The following is a 25991-nucleotide window of genomic DNA, read 5'->3' as shown; positions in this document are numbered from 1 at the left end:
CGGACGCAATGGCTGATTGGTAAACCATATTGTGAAACACGCTCTTGTGCTTAATGACAACCTGCCGCACTTCGACGGGCATCGTTACCTGAATCCCGAAGCCTGGCGTCCTGATGGGGCAAGAATGGCCCGCCGTCCCTCCCAGAGGATCAGAAATATCTTCCGCTGGCAGATGGGCCTCAGACCACGCTGGCCGAACGCCCTTCCGCCCCAGAAATCCTACCCTCAGGCCACACCGGCCCCAGGAGAATGCTGCGTCACGTTTATCGGTCATGCGACCGTTCTGCTCCAGTTCGGCCGCACAGGACGCGCGCCTCTACGGATCATTACCGATCCGGTCTTCTCCGAACGCTGTTCCCCCTTCCGCAGTTTCGGCCCCCGACGCGTTCGCCCACCCGGCATCGCGCTCACTGACCTACCGCGGATCGATATTATTCTCGTCTCGCACTGCCATTACGACCATATGGACCTACCCAGCCTGCGCGCTCTGGCGGAACGTGACGACCCGCTCTGCCTGTCACTGCCGGGCAACCGCCGCCATCTGGAAAAAGCCCGCCTGCCCCGCATCGTCGAACTGGACTGGTGGGAGGGCACAACCGATGAGGGCGCCCACTTCACGGCCACCCCTGCCCTCCATGGAAGCGCCCGCACTCCATTCGATTCCAACCGCGCCCTCTGGGGCGGATTTATGATCGAAGCAGACGGCCACTCGATCTTTTTCGCAGGCGATACCGCCTGGGGGAAGCACTTCGAGGCCATTCACCGTCGCTGGCCGGAGATCGATCTCGCCATTCTTCCCATCGGCGCCTACGAACCGCGCGATCTCATGCGCCGCGTGCATATGTCGCCGGAAGAAGCCCTGATGGCATTCGACACACTCAAGGCCAGGCGGGGACTGCCGATCCATTTCGGAACGTTCCAGCTCACGGATGAAGCCATCCTGGAACCTCCCACCCGTCTGGAATTCGCCTGTCGGCCGGAGCATCGCCCGTTCATGGCGCTGGAAAACGGCGACAGCCTTACTCTTCCGCCCGCCCTCACAAAAAGCTAACCTCGCACGAGATTTACTTCCTCTTCCCCTGCCGAGCCCCGCCGCCCGGCGAACACCGCCATGTGGAAACCGTCATGAACGCCCAGAACGTCACTTTTACGTCAGACCAGATCACTGCCCTGTTCATCGACGCAGCCCGTGAAGGCGACACCGACCTCCTGACCCAGTTTCTCGACGCGGGCATGGCCATCGATACACCGGACAGCCGTGGCTATACGGCGCTGATCGTCGCCACCTATAACGGCCATACCGACGCCACACGACTGCTACTCGACCGTGGCGCCGACACCGAGGCAACCGATCTGAAAGGGGCAAGCGCCCTGTCTGGCGTGGCTTTCAAAGGCCTGACCGACATCGCAACACTTCTGCTCGATCACGGCGCACAAGTGGATCATACCAATCATGCAGGCCGCACCCCACTCATGTTTTCCATCATGTTCAACCGCGAAGACATGGCGCGAAAGCTGCTGGCAGCAGGCGCCAACCCTGATCTGACGGACGCTGACGGCGTCTCCGCACGCGATCTTTCGGAGCGCCAGCTCATGATCGATCTGTTTGCTGGCGCATCCGCATGAGCCGTCTCTGGAACCGCCGCGTACGCGACCTACACCCCTATATTCCCGGGGAGCAGCCCAAGGTCGCCGATCTGCTGAAACTCAACACGAACGAATCTCCTTACGGTCCGAGTCCGAAAGCACTTGAGGCCATTCGTGAGGCCGCCTGCGACGACCTGCGCCTGTACCCGGATCCGACAGCCACGAGCTTGCGCGACACCATCGCCGCCCGGTTCGAAACCACCGCTGACCGCGTCTTCGTAGGCAACGGCTCCGATGAAGTCCTGGCCCATGCCTTCCGCGCCCTGTTTCACGACGACTCACCGGTCCTGTTTTCGGATGTGACCTATGGCTTCTATCCGGTTTATTGCGACCTATTCGATCAGCCATTCCGCCATATTCCGCTCAAAGACGACTTCACGATCGACATCAATGCCTATACCGGCGAATGCGGCGGCATCATCGTCGCCAATCCCAACGCAAATACAGGCATAGCCCTGCCGCTGGAACAGATCGAAACACTCCTGAAACGCCATCCCGACCGAACCGTCATCATCGATGAGGCCTATGTCGATTTCGGGGGACAGTCCGCCATTGAACTGACACATCGTCATGACAACCTTATCGTGATCCAGACGCTGTCAAAGTCCTACGCTCTGGCAGGGCTGCGTGTGGGTTTTGCGATTGGCTCACCAGAGCTGATCGAAGGTCTCAACCGGGTCAAGGACAGCTTCAATTCCTACCCTCTCTCCCGTCCGGCACAAGCTGGGGCCATCGCCGCAATCCAGGACACGAACTGGCTGGCGGACATTACGGCGCGCGTCATCGCCAGCCGTGACCGGCTGGTTCCGGAGCTGCAAAATCTTGGCTTCCAAGTCCTGCCGTCCTGTGCCAATTTCATTCTTGTGCACCATCCGGAGCACGAAGCCGGAGCCATCGCCGCAGCCCTGCGCGAGCGTGCGATCCTTGTCCGGCATCTCTCAACCCCGCGCATCCAGGACTGGCTGCGCATCTCGATCGGAACGGATGAGGCCTGCATACGCCTGACAGACGCTTTGCGGGACATCCTTACTCCCCGATCCTGAATTAACCGGACGGTAATACTCCGTCCCCATAGTCATGAACCGAACAGGGCCAATCAGGCATGCTTCGTCATGCCTTGTCCTGTCCTTTCTCCGGAATGGGCAGGAGGCCTGTAGATGCTTCATGCGGAAAGACTGAACATATGCGTGCATTCCAGGGACAGATGTCCGACAACCAGCCTATTCGCCGCAATCAGGCCGAAAAGGAAAAACAGCTTCGGGACCTCAAGGAAACGATTGCGACGATGAAATCCCATACCTCTCCTACGCTGAAGGAGAGCATCCAGCGCCGTATCCGCGAGCTGGAGACCGAACTGAAAACCATCGCGCGCGAAAAGGCCGCCAGGGCCGCAAATCCGGAAACACAGTCCGATCGACAGCGGCGTCCGCCGCGACGCAACACAATCCGATCCATGTAATGCAGAATGGCCGGCGCAGAGATCCCTCCGCACCGGCCATTTCTATCAGGGGCTATGAGGCGCCATATCCTGCGCCGCCTGCGCCCAGGCAGATCCCATCAGGCGAAGCCGGGCCGGATGCAGACCATCGGTCTCGGTCAGGACATAATACGCCGTATATTGACCTGTCGGCCTGCCGGGCCGCTCTTTCAGAAACCGGAAGACACTCCGGTCGGCGGTCATCTGGGTCATATCCTCCGCGAGGGGACGATTCCAGAAATCCAGCACCTCCGGCACACGTGTCCGATCAATCATCAGGCAGTTCGGATCCACGAAACCGCCGTAACTCTCCCGGAAAATCCCTCCGCCGATACCAACCGACTCCCACTGGTCCTCACAGATCGGCGCGAGGCTTCGCGGATGCACGAACCAGCGACCGGCCCAGGCCCAGTCCTGTCCGTCGATCGCCTTCAGCAGTGAGGAAAGATGATCGGGAGCCCACCAGTTGTCATCGTCGAGATAGGCAATGCGTGGAGCATTCGAAAGCTGGCTGAGCACACTACGCAATACGCCCCCGTCTCTGGCCTTTCCAAAACCGCCATGTCTCTGGGACGTCGAGTAACCCGGCCACAGGATTTCAACCGACCATCCCGATGGCCGTCCTTCCACAGCCTGCCGTACCAGATCATCCGCCCCCTCACCCGGAGGCCGGTCCAGCCCGATCATGATCTGAACCCGCAGACCACCCTGCTGCCTGAAAACCGAATGAAGCGCCCTGACGATACTCGGGCGGAGAAGACTGGGCATCACGACCGCGACGTCGAACGGCTGCTGATCGGGAGCGGGGGGATCAGCGAAAATATGAAGTCCGGGTTCCATGGCAGGGACGATACTGCGCCCCCCTCCCCCTGTCACCTCACAGCTCACCTCACAGCCGACCACACACCGCTCTCTTGCACTTCACCGCTACAGGGCACACCATGACAGGCACAATGACCACTGCGAAAGAGTCTCCCGTGTCCACTTCTCCCACCTTTTCGCATGAACAGTTACTTGACCGTCTGGGCGAAGTTGCCGTGCGCGTTGGCCTGAACATCGCCCCGGGCCAGCAACTTCTCATTACTGCTCCCCTGGACGCGGTCCCTCTCGTCCGGCGCGTTACGGAACATGCCTACAAGGCTGGAGCCTCGCTGGTTACGACGCTTTACGCAGATGACGAAACCACCCTTGCCCGCTTCATCCATGCTCCGGACGAGGCTTTTGACGTCGCTCCGACCTGGCTCGCCGAAGGCATGGCGCGCGCTTTCCGCGAAGGTGCAGCCCGCATGGCCATCACGGGGGCCAATCCCACCCTTCTCAAAGGGCAGGATCCCGACCGTATCTCCCGTGCCAACCGCGCCAATTCCAAAGCCAATCGCCCGGCGATGGAAATCATTACCCAGTTCGCAGTGAACTGGAACATCATTGCCTGCGCCACGCCGGCCTGGGCAGCACAGGTCTTCCCGGACCTTTCTCCCGAGGACGCCCTTGCCGCGCTCTGGGACGGAATTTTCAAGGCATCACGGGTGGACGTCGCCGATCCTGTCGCCGAATGGAAAGCCCATAATGCCCGCCTGCATGCCCGGGCAAAGTTCATGAATGACAGCCGTTTCGACGCCCTTCACTTCACAGGTCCCGGAACCGACCTGACGGTTGGCCTCGCGGATGGCCATCTCTGGGCCGGAGGGTCGGAGAAATCAGGAAACGGTGTTGTCTGCAATCCGAACATCCCGACAGAAGAAATCTTCACAACGCCTCATCGCAGCAAAGTCGACGGCCGGGTCAGCAGCACAAAGCCCCTTTTCCATCAGGGTACGTTGATCGACAATATTTCGGTCCGTTTTGAACAGGGCCGGATCGTCGAAGCCTCCGCAAGTCATGGCGAAGATGTGCTCAAGCGCATCCTCAGCACAGACGAAGGCGCAGCCCGCATCGGTGAAGTGGCGCTCGTTCCGCATTCCTCTCCAATCTCGGCCAGCAAAATCCTGTACCGGAACACGCTGTTCGACGAAAACGCGTCCAGTCATATCGCCCTCGGGCAGGCCTACACGAAATGCATGGTGGATATCGAAGGCCTGACACCCGAAGAGCTTCTGGAGAGGGGCGTTAATGATTCCCTTATTCACATTGACTGGATGATCGGGTCAGACAAGATCGATCTTGATGGTCTCAAGAATGGTAACCGCGTGCCGCTGATGCGCGCTGGCGAATGGGTGCAGGCATGACATTTTTCCGCATGACAGGGCTTTCCGCCCTTATGGTTTCTGTTGCAATGCTGCCTGCCGCGGCCGCGAACGCCCAGTCCTACCCACCTTCTGCCTATAATGGAGGGACGTCAGGCCAGAGCCAGACCCAGATTGACGGAAGTGCGCCCGTTCAGGGCGCCACGACGCCACAGGTTTCTCCGCAGGTTCGTGCTGATACACAGCGCGCGATGGGTTATCCCCTTCCGCCTGATTTCATGACGCGCGCAACAGCGACGGTCGCCGAGCTCCAGGCCCGGAACATCCAGCCACCGAGCTCACATGGTGCAAGCCTGTCGGATACCATCCGCCAGATTGGGCAAGTCCCCGGACTTGCTCCAATCCTCCAGAGCCACGGTTTCACGCCGGAGACTTTCGTGATGGGCATGACGACCTTTGGCATGACACTTGCCGCCAGCAATGGCCAGCTTCCAACAGGAATGCCATCACCCAATCCTGCCAATGTCGCCCTCTTCAAAGCCCAGCCCCAGCAGGTTAGCGCCCTGATGCAGGCCATGGGCAACCCACCACACTGAACCGTTACGGCTGATCTGTTCATCAAAGGGACAGATCAGCCGTCTCGTCAAATCAGGAAACAAATGTCCATCAAACTCGATCCCATGATGTTGCCCGCGCTCGATATTCTGGGAATGGCGCAATCCGGTGCAGTTCTACGTGCCGAACGTGAAACGCCGTCAGACGGGATTCCGGCTTTTGTAACGCGCTCAGGCTGGGACGAACTCGTTGCCACGCATGCAAGTGATCATACGGCGCCTCATACTGTTCTTCTTCCAGCCATGGAGAAAGCCGTAACACGACTGCTCTCCCATGCAGCCGAGGCCGCTTCACGCGATGGTGTCATGGCCCCGACTATCACCATACAAAGCGACCTTTTCCTCAGTGACCCGGATCTCGTTCTGGCGTTTGTACGCGACATCACACATCCTGTCGCCTGCGCCCTGATTGGTACAGCCGCCCAGATTGAAACAACACTCCGCGCCCACACACCCGTTCATCCTTTGCCGAACTGACGGATCGAGAGTTCATCAAGAACATTCTGTTCCTTTCTGAGATCCGCTTGCCGTTCCTCTTCCTGTCTTTCTTGACGGACGGTTTTTACGGCCTCCATGGCCGCTCTGGCGGCAATCAGGGCGGAACGAACAGTCTCCCGGTCAACGGCCGCCTCGCGACACCTATCCTGAGCATCGGCCACTGCTTTACGCCCCAAAGGCAACCATCTGCTGAAAGCTTCAACGGCCCCGTCTCCTGCCGTCGGGCTGGACGCAATCCGCTGCTCACTCAGGATTTCCTCCTGAGCGGCATCCAGCTGCCCCTCAGCTGCAGCCTCCCGCGCCACAGCCTCTGCGAAACTGCGTTCCACAAGATCAAGTTCCTGCTCCCGCAGAGCAATCAGTGCGTCCAGAGGAGATTTTTCCATCTCAGGATTTCCTTTAAGCTGCATTCTGAGGAGTTATCTGCGGAAGCGCATGCATGATCGCGCCGAGCTGTTCGAAAGCTTCCGCACGGGTAGAATGCTCCTCACGTCCCTGGGAAAGAAACTGGTTCAGTTTGGGCATCAGGGTAATCGCTTCATCAACTTCCCTGTCAGTTCCCGTCTTGTAAGCACCCAGCCGGATCATGTCGGCCATCCGCTGATAGGTGGCCATGGCCGCGCGGGCCTGACATGTGAGAGCGTTTTCTTCGTCGGAATTGCATCGCGGAACCGCACGGGACAACGACCTCAGAACATCAATGGCGGGATAGCGTCCCTGTTCGCCAATCTTCCGGTCAAGAATAATGTGCCCATCCAGAATACCGCGCACGGCGTCCGCCACAGGCTCGTTCTGGTCATCACCTTCCACCAGAACCGTGAAAAGCGCGGTGATCATCCCCTGATCGGGATATCCGGGGCCTGCGCGCTCCAGAAGACGAGGAAGTTCCGCAAAAACAGAGGGGGGATAACCACGCGTCGCCGGCGGCTCTCCCGCCGACAGACCGATCTCACGCAATGCCATGCAGAACCGCGTGACACTATCCATCAACAGCAGAACGGACTTGCCCTGATCCCGAAAGTATTCAGCAATCGCCATGGCTGAAAGAGCCGCTTCACGACGCATCAGGGGCGGCGAGTCCGACGTGGCGATAACCAGGACACTCCGGGCCAGACCATCTGGTCCCAGATCATCCTCGATAAATTCACGGACTTCGCGACCACGTTCCCCAACCAGAGAAATGACGGCAACATCACAGTCCGCTCCGCGGGCAAGCATTGAGAGCAGAGTTGATTTTCCGACACCAGACCCGGCGAACAGACCCAGCCTCTGCCCGCGCCGACATGTCGTGAATGTATCGAGCGCACGAACACCAAGATCAATGCGATCTCCCAGCCGTGCACGGCTTGCCGCCCCGGGCGGAGGACACTGGCTCGGCTGGCAGCGGAATGAGCTCGGCAACGGCCCACGTCCATCGATCGGCTGCCCGAGAGGGTCCACTACGCGTCCAAGCCACCCGTCATTGACCCGCAGTCCATTTTCACGGCGATCAAGTGCGACTTTCGCCTCGCATCCCGGGCCAATACCCTCCAGCGACCCGAAAGACATGACGCGCGCAACCTCGCCCTGAAAACCAACAACCTCTGATTGTACTGAGCGACCACTCCGCGCCTTTATCTCCACGCGATCACCGATCGCAACGAATCCGTCGAGTCCGATAACGGTCATGCACAGGCCGACGACATCTTTCACACTTCCTGAAACCCATACAAAGCTCGTGTTTAGAATGCGCTCAATCAGGCTGTCATAATCGCTCATAAAGGCAGTTTCCAGCCAGTTTTTAAAGGTTTGTAAGATTTTTACATTCTACAACCCACTCATTAAGGGATCCCTAACACTCCCCTCTCACGAGAGAAATAATGACAAATTTACGATTTTTCATCTCCACCCATCGACATACACAACTATGGGTAGTAACCATTATTTTACCAATCCAGGAGTTGATGAAATGCGTATCCTTCTCGTTGACAGTGATCAGACCGCTGCCGCTACCCTGTCGCAGACCCTGCGGACCGCCTCCTTTACCGTCGATCACACGCCATCCGGCGAAGAGGCGATCGAAATGCTTCGCCATTACGACTATGACGTCGTCGTTCTGGAACTGATGCTGAACGATCTTGAAGGATACGAAGTCATTCGGCGCGTCCGGACAGCCCGCATCACAACCCCCATTCTTGTGCTTTCTGCCCTGTTGCGACCGCAGGCCAAGATCCGGGCCTTTTCTATGGGGGCTGATGATTACATGACCAAGCCCTATGATGCCGGGGAACTGGTAGCGCGCCTTCAGGCCGTCATGCGCCGCTCCCGCGGTTTCGCAGAACCAAAACTGCGTGTTGGAAATCTGGAGCTGGACCTGAATGGCAAAAATGTAACGGTAGATGGCGCACCACTGCACCTCACCGGCAAGGAATATGCCATTCTGGAACTTCTGGTCATCCGCAAAGGGTCAGTTCTGACCAAAGATGCATTTCTAAACCACCTCTACGGCGGCATTGACGAACCGGAAATGAAAATTATTGACGTCTTCATCTGCAAACTTCGTCGCAAACTTCAGAACGTCGGTGCGGGGAACCTGATTGCAACGGTCTGGGGTCGGGGCTACATCCTGCGCGAAAACGAGGGTAGTGAACCACTCCTCGCACCTGACGTCACCCTAGAAAATACCTCACCGGCTATTGCAGCGCCTGTCTGAGGAATTTCGGTCAGACGATCCGGTCGCCCGCGCAACGCCTTCGCCGCCTTTCGTATGACAGCGAAATTCAGACGTGAGCAATTGCGCGAATAACGTCACAGACATGATCCACGACTTCGGTCACCAAAGCCTCATCTTCCGCCTCCGCCATCACGCGGATCAACGGCTCCGTTCCGCTGGCGCGAAGCACGAGGCGCCCGCTTCCTGCCAGCCTTTCCTCAGCCCACGCCTTGGCAGCAGCGAGATCGGGGCTTCCAATCGGGCTGATACCTGAATAGCGCACGTTTTTAAGAAGCTGCGGATAGGGCTTGAAGAAACGGCAGATTTCACTTGCAGGGCGCTTAGTCTCTACCGAAACGGCCAGAACCTGCAAAGCTGCTACAAGTCCGTCGCCTGTCGTCGCATAGTCTGACAGGACCATATGGCCGGACTGCTCTCCCCCAAGATTGGCTCCCAGCTCGCGCATGCGCTCAACGACATAACGATCGCCGACCGCTGTCCGCTGAAGCTCCAGCCCATTGTCCGCAAGTGCCTTTTCCAGACCCATATTGGACATGACAGTCGTAACGACGGTGTTGGTTTTCAGTCTGTCATGCTGTTTCCAGAAGGCAGCAATCAGTCCGATGATCTGGTCCCCATCGACAAGCTGACCATTTTCGTCAGCGATCAGCACGCGATCGGCATCACCATCCAGCGCAATTCCGAAATCAGCTTTGTGTTCCCGGACAGCCGCACAAAGCGTTTCCGGATGCGTTGAGCCCACACCATCATTGATATTCAGACCATCCGGCGCGCAGCCGATCTGAATAACTTCCGCACCAAGCTCCCACAACGCCTTAGGGGCGACGCGATATGCAGAGCCGTTGGCACAATCGATGACGATTTTCAGTCCGTCCAGCCGCAGCCCCCGCGGAAATGACGCTTTCGCATTTTCAATATATCGACCAGCAGCATCGTTAAGACGCGACGCTCTGCCGATCTGCGCAGGAGAGGCCAGTCGTTCTGACAAATCCTGTCCCATCAAGTGCTCGATTTCCGCCTCAACCTCATCCGACAACTTAAAGCCGTCAGGGCCAAACAGCTTAATCCCGTTGTCGGTAAACGGATTATGCGATGCCGAGACCATCACACCGAGATCAGCTCGCAGTGAGCGGGTCAGCATGGCGATTGCAGGCGTGGGGAGCGGTCCGACCAGAATAACATCCATGCCTGCCGACAGAAATCCTGCAACCAAGGCACATTCCAGCATATAGCCGGAAAGACGTGTATCCTTGCCTAGAACGACGCTGTGCCGCCGGTTCTGACTCCGCATGAAATACAGCCCGGCAGCCTGCCCCAGTCTCTGCGCAATCTCAACCGTCATGGGGGCGGTGTTGGCCGTTCCCCGAATGCCGTCAGTACCGAACAGAGACCGCTTGTTGGCCATAATAAAAATCCTGCCTGAAAAAATTGAAAAGGCACAAAACAAAAAAAAGGCGCGACACCAAGGATATACTCCTTAATGACGCGCCTATCGGTGCGATTGGCTGACTGATTAGCCTGCCTGCGGTGCCGGATCAAACGCTCCCGGACGGGTTGTCGGAACCGACGCACGCCGGTTCTCAGGAACCTGCTCTTCATCCGTGGTACGCTCGATCGCCTCGCCGCGCATGATACGACCGACATCATCACCCGTTAGCGTTTCATACTCTAGCAATGCCGCCGTCAGGCGATGCAGGCCGTCGAGATGCTCGGTCAGCAGATCATGCGCCTGCTTATAGGCCATATCGATTAGAGCCTTAACCTCCTTGTCGATCTCCCGCGCCGTCTCTTCCGAGATATTCTTGTTCTGCGTTACGGAGTGACCAAGAAAAACTTCCTGTCCGTTATCACCATAAGCGATCATGCCCAGCTTGTCGCTCATGCCCCATTCGGTCACCATCCGGCGCGCAAGATCAGTCGCACTCTTGATATCGCCCGAAGCTCCTGCACTGACCTCTTCACGACCGAAAATAATTTCTTCAGCCACACGACCGCCCATGGCAATGACCAGCCGCGCCAGACACCACTTCCTGCTGTAGGAAATGTTGTCCTTTTCGGGCAGCGTCATAACCAGACCCAGTGCGCGCCCACGCGGGACGATCGTCGCCTTGTGGATCGGATCGCTGCCCGGCGTGAAGATCGCACAGATTGCATGCCCGGATTCATGGTAGGCCGTCGAGCGCTTCTCGTCTTCGGTCATGACCATCGAGCGACGTTCCGCTCCCATCATGACCTTGTCTTTCGCTTCCTCGAACTGCGCCATATTGACCGTGCGGCGTCCCTGACGCGCGGCCATCAGAGCCGCCTCATTCACCAGATTGGACAGATCGGCACCAGAGAAACCCGGAGTCCCACGCGCAATGACCTTCGGATCCACATCCGAAGACAGTGGCACCTTTTTCATGTGGACGCGCAGGATCTTCTCACGCCCGGCTACGTCAGGGTTCGGAACAACGACCTGACGGTCAAAGCGGCCAGGACGCAGAAGTGCGGGATCAAGAACATCCGGACGGTTGGTCGCGGCAATAAGGATAACGCCCTCGTTGCTCTCGAAACCATCCATTTCGACCAGCATCTGGTTCAGCGTCTGCTCACGCTCGTCGTTCCCACCACCAAGACCAGCGCCACGATGACGGCCCACGGCGTCGATTTCATCGATGAAGATGATGCAGGGGGCCGATTTCTTGCCCTGTTCGAACATGTCGCGCACACGGGATGCGCCAACGCCCACAAACATTTCCACGAAATCCGAACCGGAAATCGTAAAAAACGGCACGTTTGCTTCACCAGCGATGGCACGGGCCAGCAGCGTCTTACCCGTACCCGGAGGGCCGACCAGCAGCGCCCCCTTGGGGATCTTGCCACCCAGACGGGTAAATTTCTGCGGGTCACGCAGGAATTCAACGATTTCCTGAAGTTCGGATTTCGCTTCATCAATTCCGGCGACATCTTCAAACGTCACGCGACCGGTCTTTTCTGTCAGCAGTTTGGCGCGGGACTTGCCGAACCCCATGGCCCGGCCACCCCCGCCCTGCATCTGGCGAAACACCATGAAGCACAGACCGACCAGCAGCAAAACAGGCAGATAAGCACCGACATAACGCAGGATCGGACTCTCGCCGCTATCCAGAGGCTTCGCGGTCACCTCAACATTTGCTGCCGTCAGCCGTGCAGGAAGGCCCGGATCAAGCGGTGAATAAGTCTCGAAAGACGTGCCGTTCGTCAGCGTCCCGGAGATGTTCTGCTCCTGGATCACAACCGAACGGACCTGGTGCTGGTCCACGTCATGAATGAAATCGGAATAGGCGATCTGCTGGGCTGCATGCTGGCCGCCACCGGGCTGGAAGGCTGTCAGCACTGCCATTCCGACCACGATGATGACCACCCAGATCAAGACGTTACGGCCTAAATTGTTCATCTCGCTCTCTGTCGTCCTTCAGACTGTTCCGTCAGATGTGTTACGGAGAGATCCGTCACAACTGGCCGACCGGTCACATTCTGCATTGACCTCATAACATAAGCCTCTGCGCCCGCGATCCTACCCCATCCAGCACAGGAAAACGCATTTCTTGCGTTTTTAAGGCGTATTTTTACACAATCTGCGGGTTTTCCCCAGTCACGGGGACACCTACAGCCCAGACAAACCCCGCGACTTCAGGGCCATTTCCGAAATGCGGACATGAAATCAGCCTGCCGTCATGCCAAATTCCGGGTAACGTACGCAGCACTGCCGCAGGAATATCCCTTCTCTGACGATCGGAGCGGGATGCCGCATCGCCGAGGGCTGCAATCTCGCTACCTTGAGGATAGTCGGCACCCAGCAACCGCCAGCGTCCGTCCCAAACGGCTCCAGCCCTGACTCTTACGGGCCCCGACACGGCGCGTTCCTCGCGAAACAGAATCACGCCATTTCCAAAACGTCCTGCGGGTCGCATCCGCACACCCAACAATGTCCCATGCCCCTGTTTTATCAACTGGTGTACGGCTTCACGTGACGGACGATACGAACCACCAGACACCAGACGCAGGAGTGCGGACAGACTTTCTTCACAGACACCATCCCGTTCAAGGGAAACCCAGCCTTCAGGATACCAGGTGACGTAACAGGCAAGGTCCGCTGCGAGACGAGCTTCCAGACAAAGCCGCTCCTTCACCGCTCCCGCCTGCAAAAATGCTGCCTGCTGACGTTGCGGAGGTGTGAGATCCTGCCGCCAGCGCACCCGCTCAAAGCGTCGGTTAGTGTTCGACGGATCTTCGAGCCATGGAAGCCCCCCAGCGCGCAATGTGGTGCGCAAACGTTGTGGCGACAGGGACAGAAGAGGCCGGACGATCCTGATGCGCCCCCGAATGGAGACAGCCTTTATCCCGCTCAACCCTGCTGGACCGCTCGCACGCAGACTGCGCATCCAGACCGTCTCCTCCTGATCGGCTGCATGGTGCGCGATCAGCAGATCCAGACAGCCCTCAGTGACACAGGCGTCTTCCAACGCGGCAAAACGCGCCTCGCGCGCCCGTTCCTGGATCCTCCCCCGGGCAAAAGGAGGCAGCTTAAGCAAATGGGCCTTTATCCCCATCTGCTTAAGTCGTCCGACTGTCAGACAGGCTTCAGACGCTGAAGCAGGCCGCAATCCATGATCGACCACAAACGCCACAACGTTACGCCGCCAGCGGCGCGCCAGAAACGCGAGTGCCATGGAGTCCGCCCCCCCCGAGACCGCCAACCCTACGGGAGCCGCTTCCATATCCGGTGGCCAGGATCCCAGAGGCATCATCAGCGCGGCAAATTCCCCCGCTCCAATAATCCGGGCGCTATCGAGGCTTTCTGACGTCAATGACAGGTTGCGCGGCCCCGAAAAGTTGTCTCGGCTGTTTTCACCCGAGGTGCAGGAGTCGGAAATTCAGATTTCAGTTTGTCCAGAGCCTGACAGGCCGATCCCTTCTCCCCCAACGCCAGCATGGACGCCGCGACACCCAGAAGGGAATCCTGAGCTTTCAGGGACTTTGGCGCCTTCGTATAAGCGTCATAATAGGCCACTGCGGACTGACGGTACTGCTTCTGACCTGCCAGAGACTGCGCCAGCAGAAACTGGGCGTCCATCTTTCCCGAGATGCTATGGGCGGTCTTGATGGCAAAACGCGCATTACTTTCCGCATCAACATAATTTCCGGATTTCAGGGACGCATTTCCTGTCTTGAGAGCATCCAGAGCCGTCTTGGGCTGTTCCGGCCCCTCCCCGGCAGAAGCAGGGGCAGCCACCTTGTCAGGATGCGCTGGGGACTGAGCGGCACTTGGAGCTGCGGCAGAGCCACCGCCCCCATTCTGGGATGCAAACTGCATGTCCGAAATCTGTTTGGAGATATTGGCCTGACTGTCGCGCACGGAGTTGCTGAGCTGGTCGAGTTCGCCACGCATCTGACGATTCTGCTCTTCCAGAGCCGAAACACGCTCCAGAAGCTGGGCTGTCAGATTCCCGTCTCCGGCCGACACCTGCGGCGTTGCTGTCGCACTCGGCGCGCTCAGCCCGCTTCCATTCTGAACTTGTGAAAGCTGCTGACGAAGGGACGCGATCTGATCCTGAAGGGCAATAGCCTCACGAGACGAAATTTCCCCGCTGTCCGGAGCATCCTGAGCCAGCGCCGCAACGACGGGCGACAGGACGGAAAGAGCCGTGCCCAGAAAGACGGCACGTAGGGAACGGGACAGCACCATAACGGATCTCCTGAGACAAACTCACGGTCACGGGCACGCAGGCAGGTCTCGCGTGCGACATAGCCCAGTCATAAAACAGAAACGGCCGGGGGATAATCCCCCGGCCGCTCTTCATCCCAGTCCGTCAGGCCTGAAACGTCGGTTCAGCGAACAGACGTAATGGCGTTACGGTTCTGGGCCCAGGACTGCTCGTCATCGCCATCGGCAGTCGGACGGTCCTTACCGTAGGAAATCGTGGTGATGCGCGAAGCGCTCACGCCCTTGGCGACCAGATAATCGCGGGCAGCGTTTGCACGGCGCTGGCCAAGAGCGATGTTGTACTCTTCCGTGCCACGGTCGTCACAGTTACCAGCAACCTGAATGCTGACCTGCGGGTACTTGGCAAGCCATGCAACCTGCTTGTCCAGCGTTGCGCGGGCTTCTTCGGAGAGCTGGGACTGGTTCAGCTCATAGAAAATGCGATCGCCGACATTGGCGACCAGATCGGCTTCGCTGCCGGGCGTCGGGCCAGCTTCCTGAGCGACGGCGCCTGCGCCGTTGCTGTCACCCTTATTGGTGTTGCCGTTGGAACAGGCTGCGAGAACAAGCGCCAGACCAAGCGCGCCAAATACCTTGAACTTCATGTGTCTCAATCCTGAGAACGGCCCCACAGCGGGAACCGAATGCGGAAAATGCCGCGTTATTGCGGACCACTTTCTTCCGGAGCCAAACATGCAGGATCCAGTTTCGATTCCTGTCTGCCTAGCCTGAAAACCAGTGGCCATAAGCGCCCATACTCATGACTCAAATCATGGGTCAAGTGTCGTGTTAACGTTGGCCAGGGCCGGAAAGTTCGATTCAGTTTCGGAACCAGAAAACTCGGCAGAAATGTCACACCAGATCTGACAAATATGGCAGAATTTCGCCATATTTGTCTCACAATTGAAGTTTTACAGTTTGAATACATGCACTGCCCGCGTGGCAGCCAAGCGCTACAGGCGTAGCATCGAGAACCGATCTACATCGCCCTGACGGCTACAGACCGAATCAACACAGCAATGGGACTCTATGAAACGGGGTTTTTCACCCCTGAAAATCCGCGCTTTCAAACCGAAAGCGCGGAGCCTGGCCTCAGCCGTTGCGCGGCGACCAGGCCGGGTCGGACGCACCCGTCGAGATCCGGATCGGACGCTCGTTAAAGCCCGTAATATCGATCGTACCAATACCGGACGCGAAGCCCGCACCGCCTGCCCCGGACGCGCTCTGGCGACAGAACGCAAGAACACGACCATTCGGGCAGAACGTGGCCCCATCCACCGTAAAGCCCTGCGTTAGGATACGTTCACCCGTACCATCAGGGTTCATAACACCAAGCGAGAAGCCGCCGCTGCCAATCCTGGTAAAGGCGATCAAGTCTCCACGAGGAGACCAGACCGGCGAACCATACTGACCATTACCATAGGAAATCCGCTTCGCCGCTCCGCCGGACGCACTCATGATATAGAGCTGCGGGCTGCCACCACGATCGGAGTTGAACACAATCTGGCTGCCATCCGGGCTGAAGCACGGGCTGGTGTCGATCGCGCCATTGGAATTGGTGATCTGCCGTTTCGCACGGGACGCCAGATCAACCACAAAAATGTCAGACCCGCCGCCGCGCGTGGCGGACAATACGACTGATCCACCCGTCGGCGAGAAGCGGGGCGCAAAAGATATGCCCGCGAACTCACCCAAAATCTGCTGACGACCGGATGCCAGATCGAACAGATACACGCGCGGACGGTTATTGGCGTAAGACATGAACGCAATCTGATCGCGCACGGGGTTGAAGCGCGGCGTCAGCGTCAGCCACTCACCATTCGTCAGCATCCGTTCGTTGGCGCCATCCTGATCCATCAGGGCCAGACGCGTGATCTGGTGATGGCGCGGGCCGGTGCGGGCGATATAGGCGATGCGGGTATCGAAATAGCCCTTCTCGCCCAGCATCCGCTCATAGATCACATCAGCAATGATGTGCGCGATGCGGCGCCAGTTGGACGTCGAAGCCGTATAGGCCGTGCCCTGAAGCTGCTGGCCGGAAAGCACATCCCACAGACGCATCTCGACGCGCACGCTGCCTGAACCGATCGCCTGACCGGCCACGGCAGCACGGGCACCCTGTGCCTTGAGCGCGCTGAAATCCGGTGTAGAGCCCGGCGGCACGTTGCCGCTCATGACCTTAAACAGGCCAGTGCCATTCAGATCGGACGTGATGACACCGGAAATCTGCTCACCCAGACCTGCCCCGAAATTCGGGATGACAATGGGGATTGGCTCCTGCCGGGCCTGATCGACGGTGATTTCAGCTTCGCCAGGGCCCGAAGCCCCAGCAGACTGCGCAAAAGCCGCCAGAGGCGTCGCCAGGAGACCACCAGCAGCGGTGGCTCCCAGAACGGAACGGCGCGAAAACAGCGCGCTCAGGGCCTCGGCGTCAGTATCGGGAATGAAGGACATGAGACTTCCTCGTGGATTACGGCCTGAAGACAAAACGCAGCTCATGCGTCTGACCAAGCATCTTGGAGGGAATGGGCAGATGGGCACAGGTGGGGCTCAGCACCGCATCCCGCGCCCGCTCCGCCAGAACACGGTAAGACGGGTCGGAGGCCATCTTCGCAGCCGTTTCAGGTGCAAATTTGACAATACGTGCCTCACCGGTCGCATCGACGGTCACGACCATATGCGCGACAAAGCTCGCATAGTTTCGTGCCTCGGTATCTTCAGTGTAGCAACGGCGCACAGAACCGCCGATAGCCTTCTGATCCGCCATGGACAGCGACTTCGTGATGTCGCCATTCGGCACACCGCCCCCGTTCGGCGCACCACCCTGCGGCGGATTAGCTTTCGCAGTGGGCGCATGGGTCTGCTTCTGATCGGCGCGGAAATTATCCAGCGTCGCCAGCAACGAATGGCTGTCTGCCTCCGTCTTTTTGGCCGCATTTGGCTGCGTCATATGCGAAAACTTCGGCATATCCGGCAGCTTGTCGGCTTTCTGCGTCTGCGGACTCGGCGGCGCGACCATCGCCGATTTCGACGGCGGTGACGGCTTCGGCGGCGAGGCCGGCACAGGCTCGGGCGACTCATCCGTCATTTTGGGCGGAAGCTTCATGTCCGGCAGCTTCTGTGGCGGCGTCTCCGGTGGAGGCGGCACAGGCTGGGGCGGCGGTGGCGGCGGTGGCGGCTCCTCCGTCGGCGCCTTCAGAGGCGGCGTCGGAGAGGGAGGCGCCTCGTTCTTCACAGGTGCTGGGGCCGGAGCGGGCGCAGGCGCCGGATGATCGCCCTTGACCGGATGGGTCGGCGGTCCTGCCTGCTCAAACTCCATCTGAACCGTGGGGGGCTCAGCAGGCTCGGGTGGTTTTTCGGGGGGAATCTGCACAAGAAGATACGCGATCAGCCCCAGATGAATGGCAGCTGATCCGTAAAGCGCATGACGAAAGCGCCTGTTGTCAGAGCGGCGTGGACGGACCACGGCAGAAGCCTCTTACTGGCCGCTCTGGGGCTGCTGCGCGAGAAGCGCAACATGCGTGAAGCCACCCGCCGTGATCTGACCCATCACCTGCATCACCTGCCCATAGTCGATATGCGCATCGGCCCGGACAAAAATACGATGGGTCGGATCATTCTGCGACTGTGCCTTGAGCTGGTCGATCAGCTGGTCCGACGTCACCTGCTGGTCTCCCAGATAGAGCGACCCATCCGTCCTCAGGGAAACGGTGATCGGCTTGGTATCCGAATTGACCGGGCTTGCATCCGTCTTCGGCAGATCCACATTGACGCCACTGGTCAGCATCGGCGCCGTCACCATGAAGATGATGAGCAGCACCAGCATGACGTCCACCAGCGGCGTGACGTTGATTTCCGACGCGGGGCGACGCTTACGGCGTCCGCCACCTCCAGCCCGTCCTCCCGCAGACATTCCCATGGTTCAGGCCTTTCCGCCGGTCGTATCGTCCGCGCGTTCCTCGGACTGACGCGACAGGATGGCCGCGAACTCGGTGCCAAAGGCTTCCATGCGGTCCGTGAACTTTTCGAAAGAATTGCTCAGACCGTTATAGGCGATATAGGCCGGAATGGCCGTCACGAGACCAATCGCCGTGGCGAACAGGGCTTCGGAAATACCAGGCGCCACGACCGAAAGATTCGTGTTGTGCATCTGCGCGATGGACGCGAAGGAATGCATAATGCCCCAGACCGTTCCGAAGAGGCCGACAAACGGTGCCACCGGCCCGATCGTCGCCAGGAAGATCAGGCGACGCGTCAGACGGTCGTTCTCACGCATAACGGTGATGTCGATGGCGCGGTCCACGCGCTCGCGCACGCCACCCCGCGACAGGTCGATGCCGCCGATCCGGGCGGAACGACGCCATTCGCCCATGGCTGCGCCGAATACAGCCGCCATCGGATGGGTCGGGCGCGCACCGTCGGATTCGTAGAGATCGTCGAGCGATCCGCCCGACCAGAAACGGTCCTCGAATTCCGTCGCCTCACGGTTGACGCGACGGATGAGAATGATTTTTTCCGCAATGATCGCCCATACGCCGGCGCTGCACAGCAGCAGACCCAGCATCACCAGCTTTACAACGATGGAGGCGTGCAGGAACAGGTCCAGAGGCGAAAGACCGGTCGCACCGACCGCCCCAAGCGCACTCGAACTTACCTCATGATCCACTGTTCTCTCCTGTACAGATCCTGTCCCTTGCGGGTCAGGACTCTCCATTGCACTTCACGGAGAAACAGGAAAGTGGGTCAGAGCTCTCCTGCCTCCAGTTTTCTTACTGCATCACGCCAGCGAGGCGGAATTTTGGCAGGTTTCATATCAACGGCACTCAGACAGGCCAGTTCCACGTCAATAACCGTAGCGGTTTCGCCACCCCCGGAATAATTCCGGACAGTCTGACAAAGTTTCAGCCGCGTCGGAGTCATGGCCTCCAGCGCCGTCTCGATTTCCATTTCGTCATCGAGTCGGAGCGGAGAGCGATACCGGACCGCCGCCTGACGCACGACGAAGACCAGTCCAAAATCGTTCAGAAGTTCCGTCACGGACGCATCCGCATCGCGCATCGCCTCGCTTCGCGCGCGCTCGGCAAAACCCAGATAGCGCGCATGATAGACGATGCCGCCCGCATCAGTGTCTTCGTAGTAAACCCGGAACCTGATCTTGTGCGTGGCCATACTGTCTCTCCAGTCATGGTGCGCCCATCCCCCAAACTCCGTTCAGGATCTTTCAGGGCGCGGAATCGTCCTGCTCCAACGAGGAAAGCAGGTCCACCTGGCTCGCTGGCGGCGTGAGGCCGAGATGACGCCATCCCGCCTCACCCAGAATCCGCCCGCGCGCCGTTCTCAGAACGAGCCCTTCCTGAATGAGATAAGGCTCGATCACATCTTCAAGTGTATCGCGCGCTTCGGCCAGTCCCGCTGCCAGTGTTTCCACGCCGACGGGACCGCCATGATGATGCTCGGCAATCCGCTTCAGATAGCGCCGATCCATCGCATCCAGCCCGCGCCCGTCAACCTCAAGCCGCCCCAGCGCCGCATCCGCCAGCGCCCGGTCCACAACGGCCTGTTTCGAGACGAGCGCAAAATCCCGCACCCGGCGCAGCAGACGCCCGGCAATCCGGGGCGTCCCACGCGAACGACGGGCAATCTCTTCGGCACCATCTTCCGTCAAACGCATCCCGAGCTTCAGAGCCCCGCGCGAGACGATCGCCCGCAGTTCTTCCGGCGTATAAAATACCAGCCGCAGCGGAATCCCGAACCGGTCCCGCAGAGGCGTGGCCAGCAACCCGGCCCGTGTGGTCGCGGCCACGAGCGTAAACGGCGCCAGATCAATCCGCACGGAGCGCGCGGCAGGACCTTCGCCGATGATCAGATCGAGCTGAAAATCTTCCATCGCCGGATAGAGGACTTCCTCGATCGCGGGCTGAAGACGGTGGATTTCGTCAATGAACAGCACATCGCGCGGCTGGAGATTCGTCAGGATCGCCGCCAGATCACCCGCACGCTGAATGACCGGCCCAGACGTTGCCCGGAATCCTACACCCAGTTCACGCGCCACGATCTGTGCCAGCGTCGTCTTGCCCAGACCCGGCGGTCCGTGCAGCAAGACATGATCCAGTGCCTCACCCCGCGCTCGCGCGGCCTCGATGAAAATGGCGAGGTTTTCCCGGCTTGCTTTCTGGCCCGTAAAATCCGCAAGCGTTTCAGGGCGCAAACTGCCCTCGCCCGTATCCTCGGGCTGACGGGCCGGATCGGTTTCGCGATAGGAATCACTCACCGCGCAAGATCCTTCAGGCTCAGACGAATCGCCAGATCAAGCGTCGCATTCTCGTTCTCGGCCAGCACCTTACTCAAAACCGGCCACGCCTCAGCCCGCCGAAAGCCAAGTCCAGCAAGCGCCAGAAGCGCATCGTTCTCGACACTCGGACCGGAGACGATCCCCGGTGCAGCGATCATTCCGCCGCCACCCGGCATTTTGGCGACCTTGTTACGAAGCTCGCTCAAAATCCGATCCGCCAAACGCGGCCCCACGCCCGCAGCCCGCGTCAGCGAGCCTTTGTCTCCGGCATTGATCGCCAACAGAAGCTCTCCCGGGCTGTTCGCTGACAGGATCGCCAGCGCCACTTTCGCGCCCACACCCTGCACGGTCGTCAGCAGCCGGAACCAGTCCCGCTCATCCGTCGTCGCAAAACCGAACAACTGGATCGCATCCTCGCGCACGATCGTCTCAATCAATACGCGAGCCACGGATGGCGGCTGCGGCAGCGTCGCTAGTGTGCGGGTCGAGGCCGACACCACATAGCCCACGCCATTGACGTCCACGATGCAGCGTTCGCCCTCGATTTGCCCGACAAGCCCTGTCAGTTGCCCGATCATGCCATGCGCTTTCCGGCTACGACATGCGCCGCACTGGCCCGGTGGTGCGCATGACAGATTGCAACGGCCAGCGCATCGGACGCGTCGGCCTTGCGGATCTCCGCCCCCGGCAGAAGCCGCTTCACCATCATCGTCACCTGTTCCTTGGTTGCAGACCCGGTCCCGACCACGGATTTCTTGACCGTCATCGCCCCGTATTCCGCAACCGGAAGCCCTTCATAGGCTGGCGTTAAAAGCGCCACACCACGCGCATAGCCGAGCTTGAGGGTCGAGGAACCATTGCGGTTAACGTAAGTCTCCTCAACAGCGGCTTCGGCTGGCGCATATTCGCGGATCAGCTTCTTCAGCGCCCCATGCAGCTCGCACAGGCGCAGCGGAACGGATTCGGATCCATCCGTTCCGATCACACCCGACGCCACATGCTTCAGGTGATTGCCGTCCACATCAATGATGCCCCAGCCCATGAAACGCAGGCCGGGGTCAATGCCCATCAGGCGGATCAAGCAGCCAGCGCCTCGGCCACGTCGTCAGGGATGTCGAAGTTCGCGTAGACGGCCTGAACGTCGTCATTATCTTCCAGAACGTCGATCAACTTCATGACCGACCGCGCCTTGTCCTCATCCAGCGTCACGCTGTTTTCTGGACGCCAATCGAGCTTGGACGACTGTGGTTCGCCAAAGCGACTTTCGAGCGCATCGCGGACAGCAAAGAAATTTTCCATCTCGCAGGTGACTTCATGCCTGTCTTCCGTGGTCACGGCATTATCCGCACCGGCTTCGATCGCGGCTTCCAACATGTCGTCTTCCGAGGCCACATCCAACGGATAGCTGATGACGCCCAAACGCTGGAACATGAACGAGACCGAATTCGTCTCACCCATCGAACCGCCATGCTTGGAAAACGCCGCGCGAACTTCCCCCGCCGTCCGGTTGCGGTTGTCCGTCAGCCCTTCAACGATGATCGCAACGCCCGCCGGGCCATAGCCCTCGTAACGGACTTCGACGTAATCGTCGCCACCCGCAGTGCCGGACGCCTTCTTGATGGCCCGCTCGACATTGTCCTTAGGCATATTGACTTCACGCGCCATGGACAGCGCCGCACGCAGACGGGGGTTGGACGCGGCTTCGGGCAGCCCCGAACGCACCGCAACCGTAATTTCACGCAGCACCTTGGCGAACTGCTTGGCCCGCTTGGCATCCTGCGCACCTTTGCGGTGCATGATGTTTTTAAACTGTGAATGACCGGCCATCGGTCGCTCCTTCTTCTATCGTCGTGTCAGAGGCTCAGGCGAGCCTGCCATGACAGTGTTTGAACTTCAGACCAGACCCACACGGGCACAGGGCATTGCGCGGCGTCTCGGCATTCCAGCGCTGAAGCGTCTCAGCATCGGGCTCTGCTCCAACAGCCACAGGCTGCGGACGCGGCATGAACGGCTGAGGAGACGGGAAAGCCGCAACCGGACCCGGCGCCGGGATTTCCGAACCCGTCGTACCCTGCGCAAACAGGCCGGCAGGTTCCTCGGACGGACCGGACGTCTCGGTGTTGATCACCGGGAATGGCGGCGGCTCGGACACGGCCTGAATGCGGCACATCGTCTCCGTTACGCGAACCCGCATGTCGTCGAGCATCGCCGTGAACATCTGGAAAGCTTCCTGCTTGTACTCGTTCAGCGGATCGCGCTGACCATACGCCCGCAGACCGATACCCTGACGCAGCTGATCCAGCCCGTGCAGGTGCTCTTTCCAGACCGCATCGAACGTCGTCAGCACAACCTGTTTTTCAATCAGGCGCATCAGTTCGGGCCCCATATTGGCCGTCCGCGCCGCCTGCGCCTTCGCGGCTTCGGCCTGAATGCGCTCAATCACGCCCTCGGAATCCATGCCGTCTTCTTTCGCCCAGTCTGCGATCGGCAGATCCAGGTTCAGAATACGGGAGACTTCCTTCGTCAGCCCTTCCGTATCCCAGGCCTCGGCAAAGGATTTTTCGGGAATATGCGCATGGACCAGATCTTCGATCGTATGTTCGCGCAGTTCGGCAATCACGCCCGACAGGTCTTCCGTCGCCATGTATTCGCGGCGCTGGGCATAAACCTCCTTGCGCTGGTCATTCATGACGTCGTCATATTTGAGCGTGTTCTTGCGCATGTCGAAATTGCGCGCCTCGACCCTCTTCTGCGCCTTCTCCAGAGCCTTATTCAGCCAGGGATGAACGATCGCCTCGCCTTCCTTGAGCCCCATCTTCTGCATCATCGCGCCCATGCGGTCGCTGGCGAAAATACGGATCAGATCGTCTTCAAGCGATAGGAAGAAGCGCGAATTACCAGGATCGCCCTGACGGCCAGAACGGCCGCGAAGCTGGTTGTCCACGCGGCGGCTTTCATGGCGTTCCGTGCCGATCACATACAGACCACCAGCCTTGTGAACTTCCTCGTGATGCTCCTCAACGCTCGCCCGGATCTCCTGCTCAACAGCCTCGCGCTGCGTCTCATCTTCAACGTTCTCGATGCTGGCCTTCACCAACATCTCGATATTGCCACCCAGTTTGATATCGGTTCCACGGCCCGCCATGTTGGTCGCAATCGTGATCGCACCCGGCGCACCCGCCTGCGCGACGATAATGGCTTCCTTTTCATGCTGACGGGCATTGAGCACGTTATGCGCAATGCTGCGCTGCGTCAGGATATGGGAGAGATATTCGCTCTTTTCGATGGACGTCGTACCCACGAGAATGGGCTGACCCGTTTTGTGGATATCGCGGATCAGATCCGCGACGGCATTGAACTTCTCCGCAGCCGTCAGATAGACCTCGTCATCCGTGTCGATCCGCTGGACCGGCAAGTTCGTCGGGATTTCCACCACGTCGAGATGATAGATTTCCGCGAACTCATCGGCCTCGGTCATGGCCGTTCCAGTCATGCCGGACAGCTTTGGATAGAGACGAAAATAGTTCTGGAACGTAATGGAGGCGAGCGTCTGGTTCTCCTGCTGGATCTCCACATGCTCCTTGGCTTCCAGCGCCTGATGCAGACCGTCCGAATAGCGACGCCCGTCCATCATACGGCCGGTGAACTCGTCGATAATAACGACCTTGCCCTCGCGCACGATGTAATCCACGTCCCGCGTGAACAGCGTATGTGCTCGCAGGGACTGCTGAACATGATGAACGACGGCCACGTTGTGGATGTCGTAAAGTCCGCCTTCCTGAAGCACCCCGGCCTGGGCCAGAAGTTCCTCAACACGATGCGAGCCTTCTTCGGTCAGCGTGACTGACCTAAGCTTCTCATCCTTGTCGTAAACATCCGGCTCCTGAACAAGCTTCACGACCACGTCATCGACGGATCGATACAGGTCGGAGCTGTCATCCGCAGGACCGGAAATGATGAGCGGGGTCCGCGCCTCATCGATCAGGATGCTGTCCACCTCATCCACGATCGCGTGGTTGAACGGACGCTGCACCATGTCGGCGAGCGAATACTTCATATTGTCGCGCAGGTAGTCGAAGCCGAACTCGTTGTTTGTCCCGTAGGTGATGTCCGCGGCATAGGCGTCGCGACGTTCACCATCCGACAGGTTCGGTACGATCACGCCCGTCGTCAGCCCAAGAAAGCTGTACAGAACGGACATTTCCTCAGCATCACGTCGCGCAAGATAGTCGTTCACCGTGACGACATGCACACCCTTGCCACTCAGCGCGTTCAGATAAACTGCAAGCGTCGCAACAAGGGTCTTACCCTCGCCGGTCCGCATTTCCGCGATCCGGCCACCATGCAGAACCATACCGCCAATGAGCTGCACATCGAAATGACGCTTGCCCAGAACCCGGCGAGACGCCTCGCGGCAGACCGCAAAGGCTTCCGCCAGCAGGCCATCAAGGGTTTCGCCTTTCTCAAGCCGCTCCCTGAACTCGACCGTTTTCTGTCGGAGCTGCCCGTCAGAGAGGGCCTGGACCGCAGGTTCCAGTGCATTGATCTCGGGCACACGACGCTGATACGCCTTGAGCGTGCGATCGTTGGCAGAACCGAAAAGGGCGCGGGCGAGGCGTGCGAACATGCTGAACCTTGAGATGCCGAAGACCCGAAGCGCCAGCTCTTTCCAGTACCGAAAAGAGCCGTCACACCGTGCCGTCAGGATTTTCACGTCTGCTGGAGATAGGACCCGGGCCGCAAAGGGTCAATGGAGAGGCCACCCGGATGCCCCAGGAAATGTCTCCACTGTCATCACGACGTCACATGACAGGCCATCCAGGCGCTCCGAGCAGAAGA

At 59.2% G+C, this 25991-nt stretch carries 26 protein-coding genes; 8 read left to right on the top strand and 18 right to left on the bottom strand.

Features of this window, described 5'->3' with window-relative positions; genetic code table 11:
• Positions 1-16: 16 nt before the first annotated feature.
• The 4 genes from GKA01_RS00495 to GKA01_RS00480 all read left to right on the top strand — a co-directional run bounded on the left by GKA01_RS00495 (position 17) and on the right by GKA01_RS00480 (position 3106).
• The gene (locus GKA01_RS00495) at positions 17-1051 is read left to right on the top strand and encodes an MBL fold metallo-hydrolase (protein WP_228119730.1); all 1035 of its coding nucleotides are present in this window, start codon (positions 17-19) and stop codon (positions 1049-1051) included.
• Between the two features lie 74 nt (positions 1052-1125).
• Positions 1126-1626 (top strand): ankyrin repeat domain-containing protein, encoded by a 501-nt coding sequence (locus GKA01_RS00490; protein WP_228119732.1) that lies wholly within the window; start codon positions 1126-1128, stop codon positions 1624-1626.
• The gene (gene hisC / locus GKA01_RS00485) at positions 1623-2690 is read left to right on the top strand and encodes a histidinol-phosphate transaminase (protein ID WP_146858150.1); all 1068 of its coding nucleotides are present in this window, start codon (positions 1623-1625) and stop codon (positions 2688-2690) included. The genes GKA01_RS00490 and hisC overlap by 4 nt, the downstream gene beginning before the upstream one ends.
• A 140-nt stretch (positions 2691-2830) precedes the next feature.
• On the top strand, positions 2831-3106 hold the full coding sequence (locus GKA01_RS00480; protein WP_146858148.1) for a hypothetical protein: 276 nt from the start codon (positions 2831-2833) through the stop codon (positions 3104-3106).
• Positions 3107-3151: 45 nt separating this feature from the next.
• Here GKA01_RS00480 and GKA01_RS00475 read toward each other — a convergent pair whose 3' ends face one another.
• Positions 3152-4027 carry a glycosyltransferase family protein gene (locus tag GKA01_RS00475; protein WP_244289146.1) on the bottom strand — a complete coding sequence of 292 codons (876 nt, stop codon included), beginning with the start codon at positions 4025-4027 and terminating at the stop codon, positions 3152-3154.
• Between the two features lie 38 nt (positions 4028-4065).
• Here GKA01_RS00475 and GKA01_RS00470 point away from each other — a divergent pair, with 38 nt between their 5' ends.
• The 3 genes from GKA01_RS00470 to GKA01_RS00460 all read left to right on the top strand — a co-directional run bounded on the left by GKA01_RS00470 (position 4066) and on the right by GKA01_RS00460 (position 6398).
• Entirely contained in the window at positions 4066-5349 is a 1284-nt protein-coding gene (locus tag GKA01_RS00470; RefSeq protein WP_146858144.1) for an aminopeptidase, read from the top strand.
• The gene (locus GKA01_RS00465) at positions 5346-5903 is read left to right on the top strand and encodes a hypothetical protein (protein WP_146858142.1); all 558 of its coding nucleotides are present in this window, start codon (positions 5346-5348) and stop codon (positions 5901-5903) included. The genes GKA01_RS00470 and GKA01_RS00465 overlap by 4 nt, the downstream gene beginning before the upstream one ends.
• 63 nt (positions 5904-5966) lie before the next feature.
• Positions 5967-6398, top strand: coding sequence for a hypothetical protein (locus GKA01_RS00460; RefSeq protein ID WP_146858140.1), 432 nt, complete (start codon positions 5967-5969; stop codon positions 6396-6398).
• Here the strand turns inward: GKA01_RS00460 and fliJ are convergent.
• Both fliJ and fliI read right to left on the bottom strand, forming a co-directional pair.
• Positions 6380-6805 (bottom strand): flagellar export protein FliJ, encoded by a 426-nt coding sequence (gene fliJ / locus GKA01_RS00455; protein WP_146858138.1) that lies wholly within the window; start codon positions 6803-6805, stop codon positions 6380-6382. The two genes, GKA01_RS00460 and fliJ, sit on opposite strands and share 19 nt — an antisense overlap.
• A gap of 13 nt (positions 6806-6818) precedes the next feature.
• The gene (gene fliI / locus GKA01_RS00450) at positions 6819-8177 is read right to left on the bottom strand and encodes a flagellar protein export ATPase FliI (RefSeq protein WP_146858135.1); all 1359 of its coding nucleotides are present in this window, start codon (positions 8175-8177) and stop codon (positions 6819-6821) included.
• 190 nt (positions 8178-8367) lie between these two features.
• On the opposite strand from fliI, the gene GKA01_RS00445 reads away from it, so the two are divergent.
• Positions 8368-9111, top strand: a complete 744-nt coding sequence (locus GKA01_RS00445; RefSeq protein ID WP_146858133.1) for a response regulator transcription factor — start codon at positions 8368-8370, stop codon at positions 9109-9111.
• A 67-nt stretch (positions 9112-9178) separates the two neighbouring features.
• Here the strand turns inward: GKA01_RS00445 and glmM are convergent, their stop codons facing one another.
• The 15 genes from glmM to secA all read right to left on the bottom strand — a co-directional run bounded on the left by glmM (position 9179) and on the right by secA (position 25779).
• A complete protein-coding gene (glmM, locus tag GKA01_RS00440; RefSeq protein WP_146858131.1) occupies positions 9179-10537 on the bottom strand; it encodes a phosphoglucosamine mutase in 1359 nt (452 codons plus the stop codon).
• Positions 10538-10645: 108 nt separating this feature from the next.
• Positions 10646-12550, bottom strand: a complete 1905-nt coding sequence (ftsH, locus tag GKA01_RS00435) for an ATP-dependent zinc metalloprotease FtsH (protein WP_146858129.1) — start codon at positions 12548-12550, stop codon at positions 10646-10648.
• A gap of 172 nt (positions 12551-12722) precedes the next feature.
• Positions 12723-13964 (bottom strand): tRNA lysidine(34) synthetase TilS, encoded by a 1242-nt coding sequence (tilS, locus tag GKA01_RS00430; protein ID WP_228119734.1) that lies wholly within the window; start codon positions 13962-13964, stop codon positions 12723-12725.
• Positions 13961-14842, bottom strand: a complete 882-nt coding sequence (locus GKA01_RS00425) for a tetratricopeptide repeat protein (RefSeq protein WP_146858127.1) — start codon at positions 14840-14842, stop codon at positions 13961-13963. Before GKA01_RS00425 ends, tilS begins: the two co-directional genes overlap by 4 nt.
• A 143-nt stretch (positions 14843-14985) precedes the next feature.
• Positions 14986-15465: a peptidoglycan-associated lipoprotein Pal gene (pal, locus tag GKA01_RS00420; protein WP_146858126.1), complete on the bottom strand. Its 480-nt coding sequence runs from the start codon at positions 15463-15465 to the stop codon at positions 14986-14988.
• Positions 15466-15952: 487 nt separating this feature from the next.
• On the bottom strand, positions 15953-17314 hold the full coding sequence (gene tolB, locus GKA01_RS00415; RefSeq protein WP_141349673.1) for a Tol-Pal system beta propeller repeat protein TolB: 1362 nt from the start codon (positions 17312-17314) through the stop codon (positions 15953-15955).
• Positions 17315-17330: 16 nt separating this feature from the next.
• Positions 17331-18326, bottom strand: coding sequence for an energy transducer TonB (locus GKA01_RS00410; protein ID WP_146858124.1), 996 nt, complete (start codon positions 18324-18326; stop codon positions 17331-17333).
• Positions 18327-18338: 12 nt separating this feature from the next.
• Positions 18339-18779: a protein TolR gene (gene tolR / locus GKA01_RS00405; protein ID WP_146858122.1), complete on the bottom strand. Its 441-nt coding sequence runs from the start codon at positions 18777-18779 to the stop codon at positions 18339-18341.
• A 3-nt stretch (positions 18780-18782) separates the two neighbouring features.
• The gene (tolQ, locus tag GKA01_RS00400) at positions 18783-19574 is read right to left on the bottom strand and encodes a protein TolQ (RefSeq protein ID WP_174694421.1); all 792 of its coding nucleotides are present in this window, start codon (positions 19572-19574) and stop codon (positions 18783-18785) included.
• Between the two features lie 29 nt (positions 19575-19603).
• The gene (gene ybgC, locus GKA01_RS00395) at positions 19604-20029 is read right to left on the bottom strand and encodes a tol-pal system-associated acyl-CoA thioesterase (RefSeq protein WP_146858120.1); all 426 of its coding nucleotides are present in this window, start codon (positions 20027-20029) and stop codon (positions 19604-19606) included.
• Positions 20030-20081: 52 nt separating this feature from the next.
• Positions 20082-21131 (bottom strand): Holliday junction branch migration DNA helicase RuvB, encoded by a 1050-nt coding sequence (gene ruvB / locus GKA01_RS00390; protein WP_146858118.1) that lies wholly within the window; start codon positions 21129-21131, stop codon positions 20082-20084.
• Positions 21128-21730, bottom strand: a complete 603-nt coding sequence (gene ruvA, locus GKA01_RS00385) for a Holliday junction branch migration protein RuvA (RefSeq protein ID WP_146858116.1) — start codon at positions 21728-21730, stop codon at positions 21128-21130. The genes ruvB and ruvA overlap by 4 nt, the downstream gene beginning before the upstream one ends.
• Positions 21727-22233, bottom strand: coding sequence for a crossover junction endodeoxyribonuclease RuvC (gene ruvC / locus GKA01_RS00380; RefSeq protein ID WP_041111979.1), 507 nt, complete (start codon positions 22231-22233; stop codon positions 21727-21729). Before ruvC ends, ruvA begins: the two co-directional genes overlap by 4 nt.
• Positions 22230-22979 (bottom strand): YebC/PmpR family DNA-binding transcriptional regulator, encoded by a 750-nt coding sequence (locus GKA01_RS00375; protein WP_146858114.1) that lies wholly within the window; start codon positions 22977-22979, stop codon positions 22230-22232. Before GKA01_RS00375 ends, ruvC begins: the two co-directional genes overlap by 4 nt.
• A gap of 34 nt (positions 22980-23013) precedes the next feature.
• Positions 23014-25779, bottom strand: a complete 2766-nt coding sequence (secA, locus tag GKA01_RS00370; protein ID WP_146858583.1) for a preprotein translocase subunit SecA — start codon at positions 25777-25779, stop codon at positions 23014-23016.
• Positions 25780-25991: the final 212 nt, after the last annotated feature.

It is taken from the genome of Gluconobacter kanchanaburiensis NBRC 103587, from assembly GCF_007988905.1.
Classification (GTDB): Bacteria; Pseudomonadota; Alphaproteobacteria; order Acetobacterales; family Acetobacteraceae; genus Gluconobacter; species Gluconobacter kanchanaburiensis.
Note: the sequence above shows the minus strand (reverse complement) of the source record. Positions and strands in the feature narration are given on the sequence as shown.

Bases quoted from the DNA above. Each gene is read 5' to 3' on its own strand.
- GKA01_RS00490 (WP_228119732.1), top strand. From the start codon at position 1,126: ATGAACGCCCAGAACGTCACTTTTACGTCAGACCAGATCACTGCCCTG.
- hisC (WP_146858150.1), top strand. From the start codon at position 1,623: ATGAGCCGTCTCTGGAACCGCCGCGTACGCGACCTACACCCCTATATT.
- GKA01_RS00480 (WP_146858148.1), top strand. From the start codon at position 2,831: ATGCGTGCATTCCAGGGACAGATGTCCGACAACCAGCCTATTCGCCGC.
- GKA01_RS00470 (WP_146858144.1), top strand. From the start codon at position 4,066: ATGACAGGCACAATGACCACTGCGAAAGAGTCTCCCGTGTCCACTTCT.
- GKA01_RS00465 (WP_146858142.1), top strand. From the start codon at position 5,346: ATGACATTTTTCCGCATGACAGGGCTTTCCGCCCTTATGGTTTCTGTT.
- GKA01_RS00460 (WP_146858140.1), top strand. From the start codon at position 5,967: ATGTCCATCAAACTCGATCCCATGATGTTGCCCGCGCTCGATATTCTG.
- fliJ (WP_146858138.1), bottom strand. From the start codon at position 6,805: ATGGAAAAATCTCCTCTGGACGCACTGATTGCTCTGCGGGAGCAGGAA.
- fliI (WP_146858135.1), bottom strand. From the start codon at position 8,177: ATGAGCGATTATGACAGCCTGATTGAGCGCATTCTAAACACGAGCTTT.
- GKA01_RS00445 (WP_146858133.1), top strand. From the start codon at position 8,368: ATGCGTATCCTTCTCGTTGACAGTGATCAGACCGCTGCCGCTACCCTG.
- glmM (WP_146858131.1), bottom strand. From the start codon at position 10,537: ATGGCCAACAAGCGGTCTCTGTTCGGTACTGACGGCATTCGGGGAACG.
- ftsH (WP_146858129.1), bottom strand. From the start codon at position 12,550: ATGAACAATTTAGGCCGTAACGTCTTGATCTGGGTGGTCATCATCGTG.
- GKA01_RS00425 (WP_146858127.1), bottom strand. From the start codon at position 14,842: ATGGTGCTGTCCCGTTCCCTACGTGCCGTCTTTCTGGGCACGGCTCTT.
- pal (WP_146858126.1), bottom strand. From the start codon at position 15,465: ATGAAGTTCAAGGTATTTGGCGCGCTTGGTCTGGCGCTTGTTCTCGCA.
- tolB (WP_141349673.1), bottom strand. From the start codon at position 17,314: ATGTCCTTCATTCCCGATACTGACGCCGAGGCCCTGAGCGCGCTGTTT.
- tolR (WP_146858122.1), bottom strand. From the start codon at position 18,779: ATGGGAATGTCTGCGGGAGGACGGGCTGGAGGTGGCGGACGCCGTAAG.
- tolQ (WP_174694421.1), bottom strand. From the start codon at position 19,574: ATGGAGAGTCCTGACCCGCAAGGGACAGGATCTGTACAGGAGAGAACA.
- ybgC (WP_146858120.1), bottom strand. From the start codon at position 20,029: ATGGCCACGCACAAGATCAGGTTCCGGGTTTACTACGAAGACACTGAT.
- ruvA (WP_146858116.1), bottom strand. From the start codon at position 21,730: ATGATCGGGCAACTGACAGGGCTTGTCGGGCAAATCGAGGGCGAACGC.
- GKA01_RS00375 (WP_146858114.1), bottom strand. From the start codon at position 22,979: ATGGCCGGTCATTCACAGTTTAAAAACATCATGCACCGCAAAGGTGCG.
- secA (WP_146858583.1), bottom strand. From the start codon at position 25,779: ATGTTCGCACGCCTCGCCCGCGCCCTTTTCGGTTCTGCCAACGATCGC.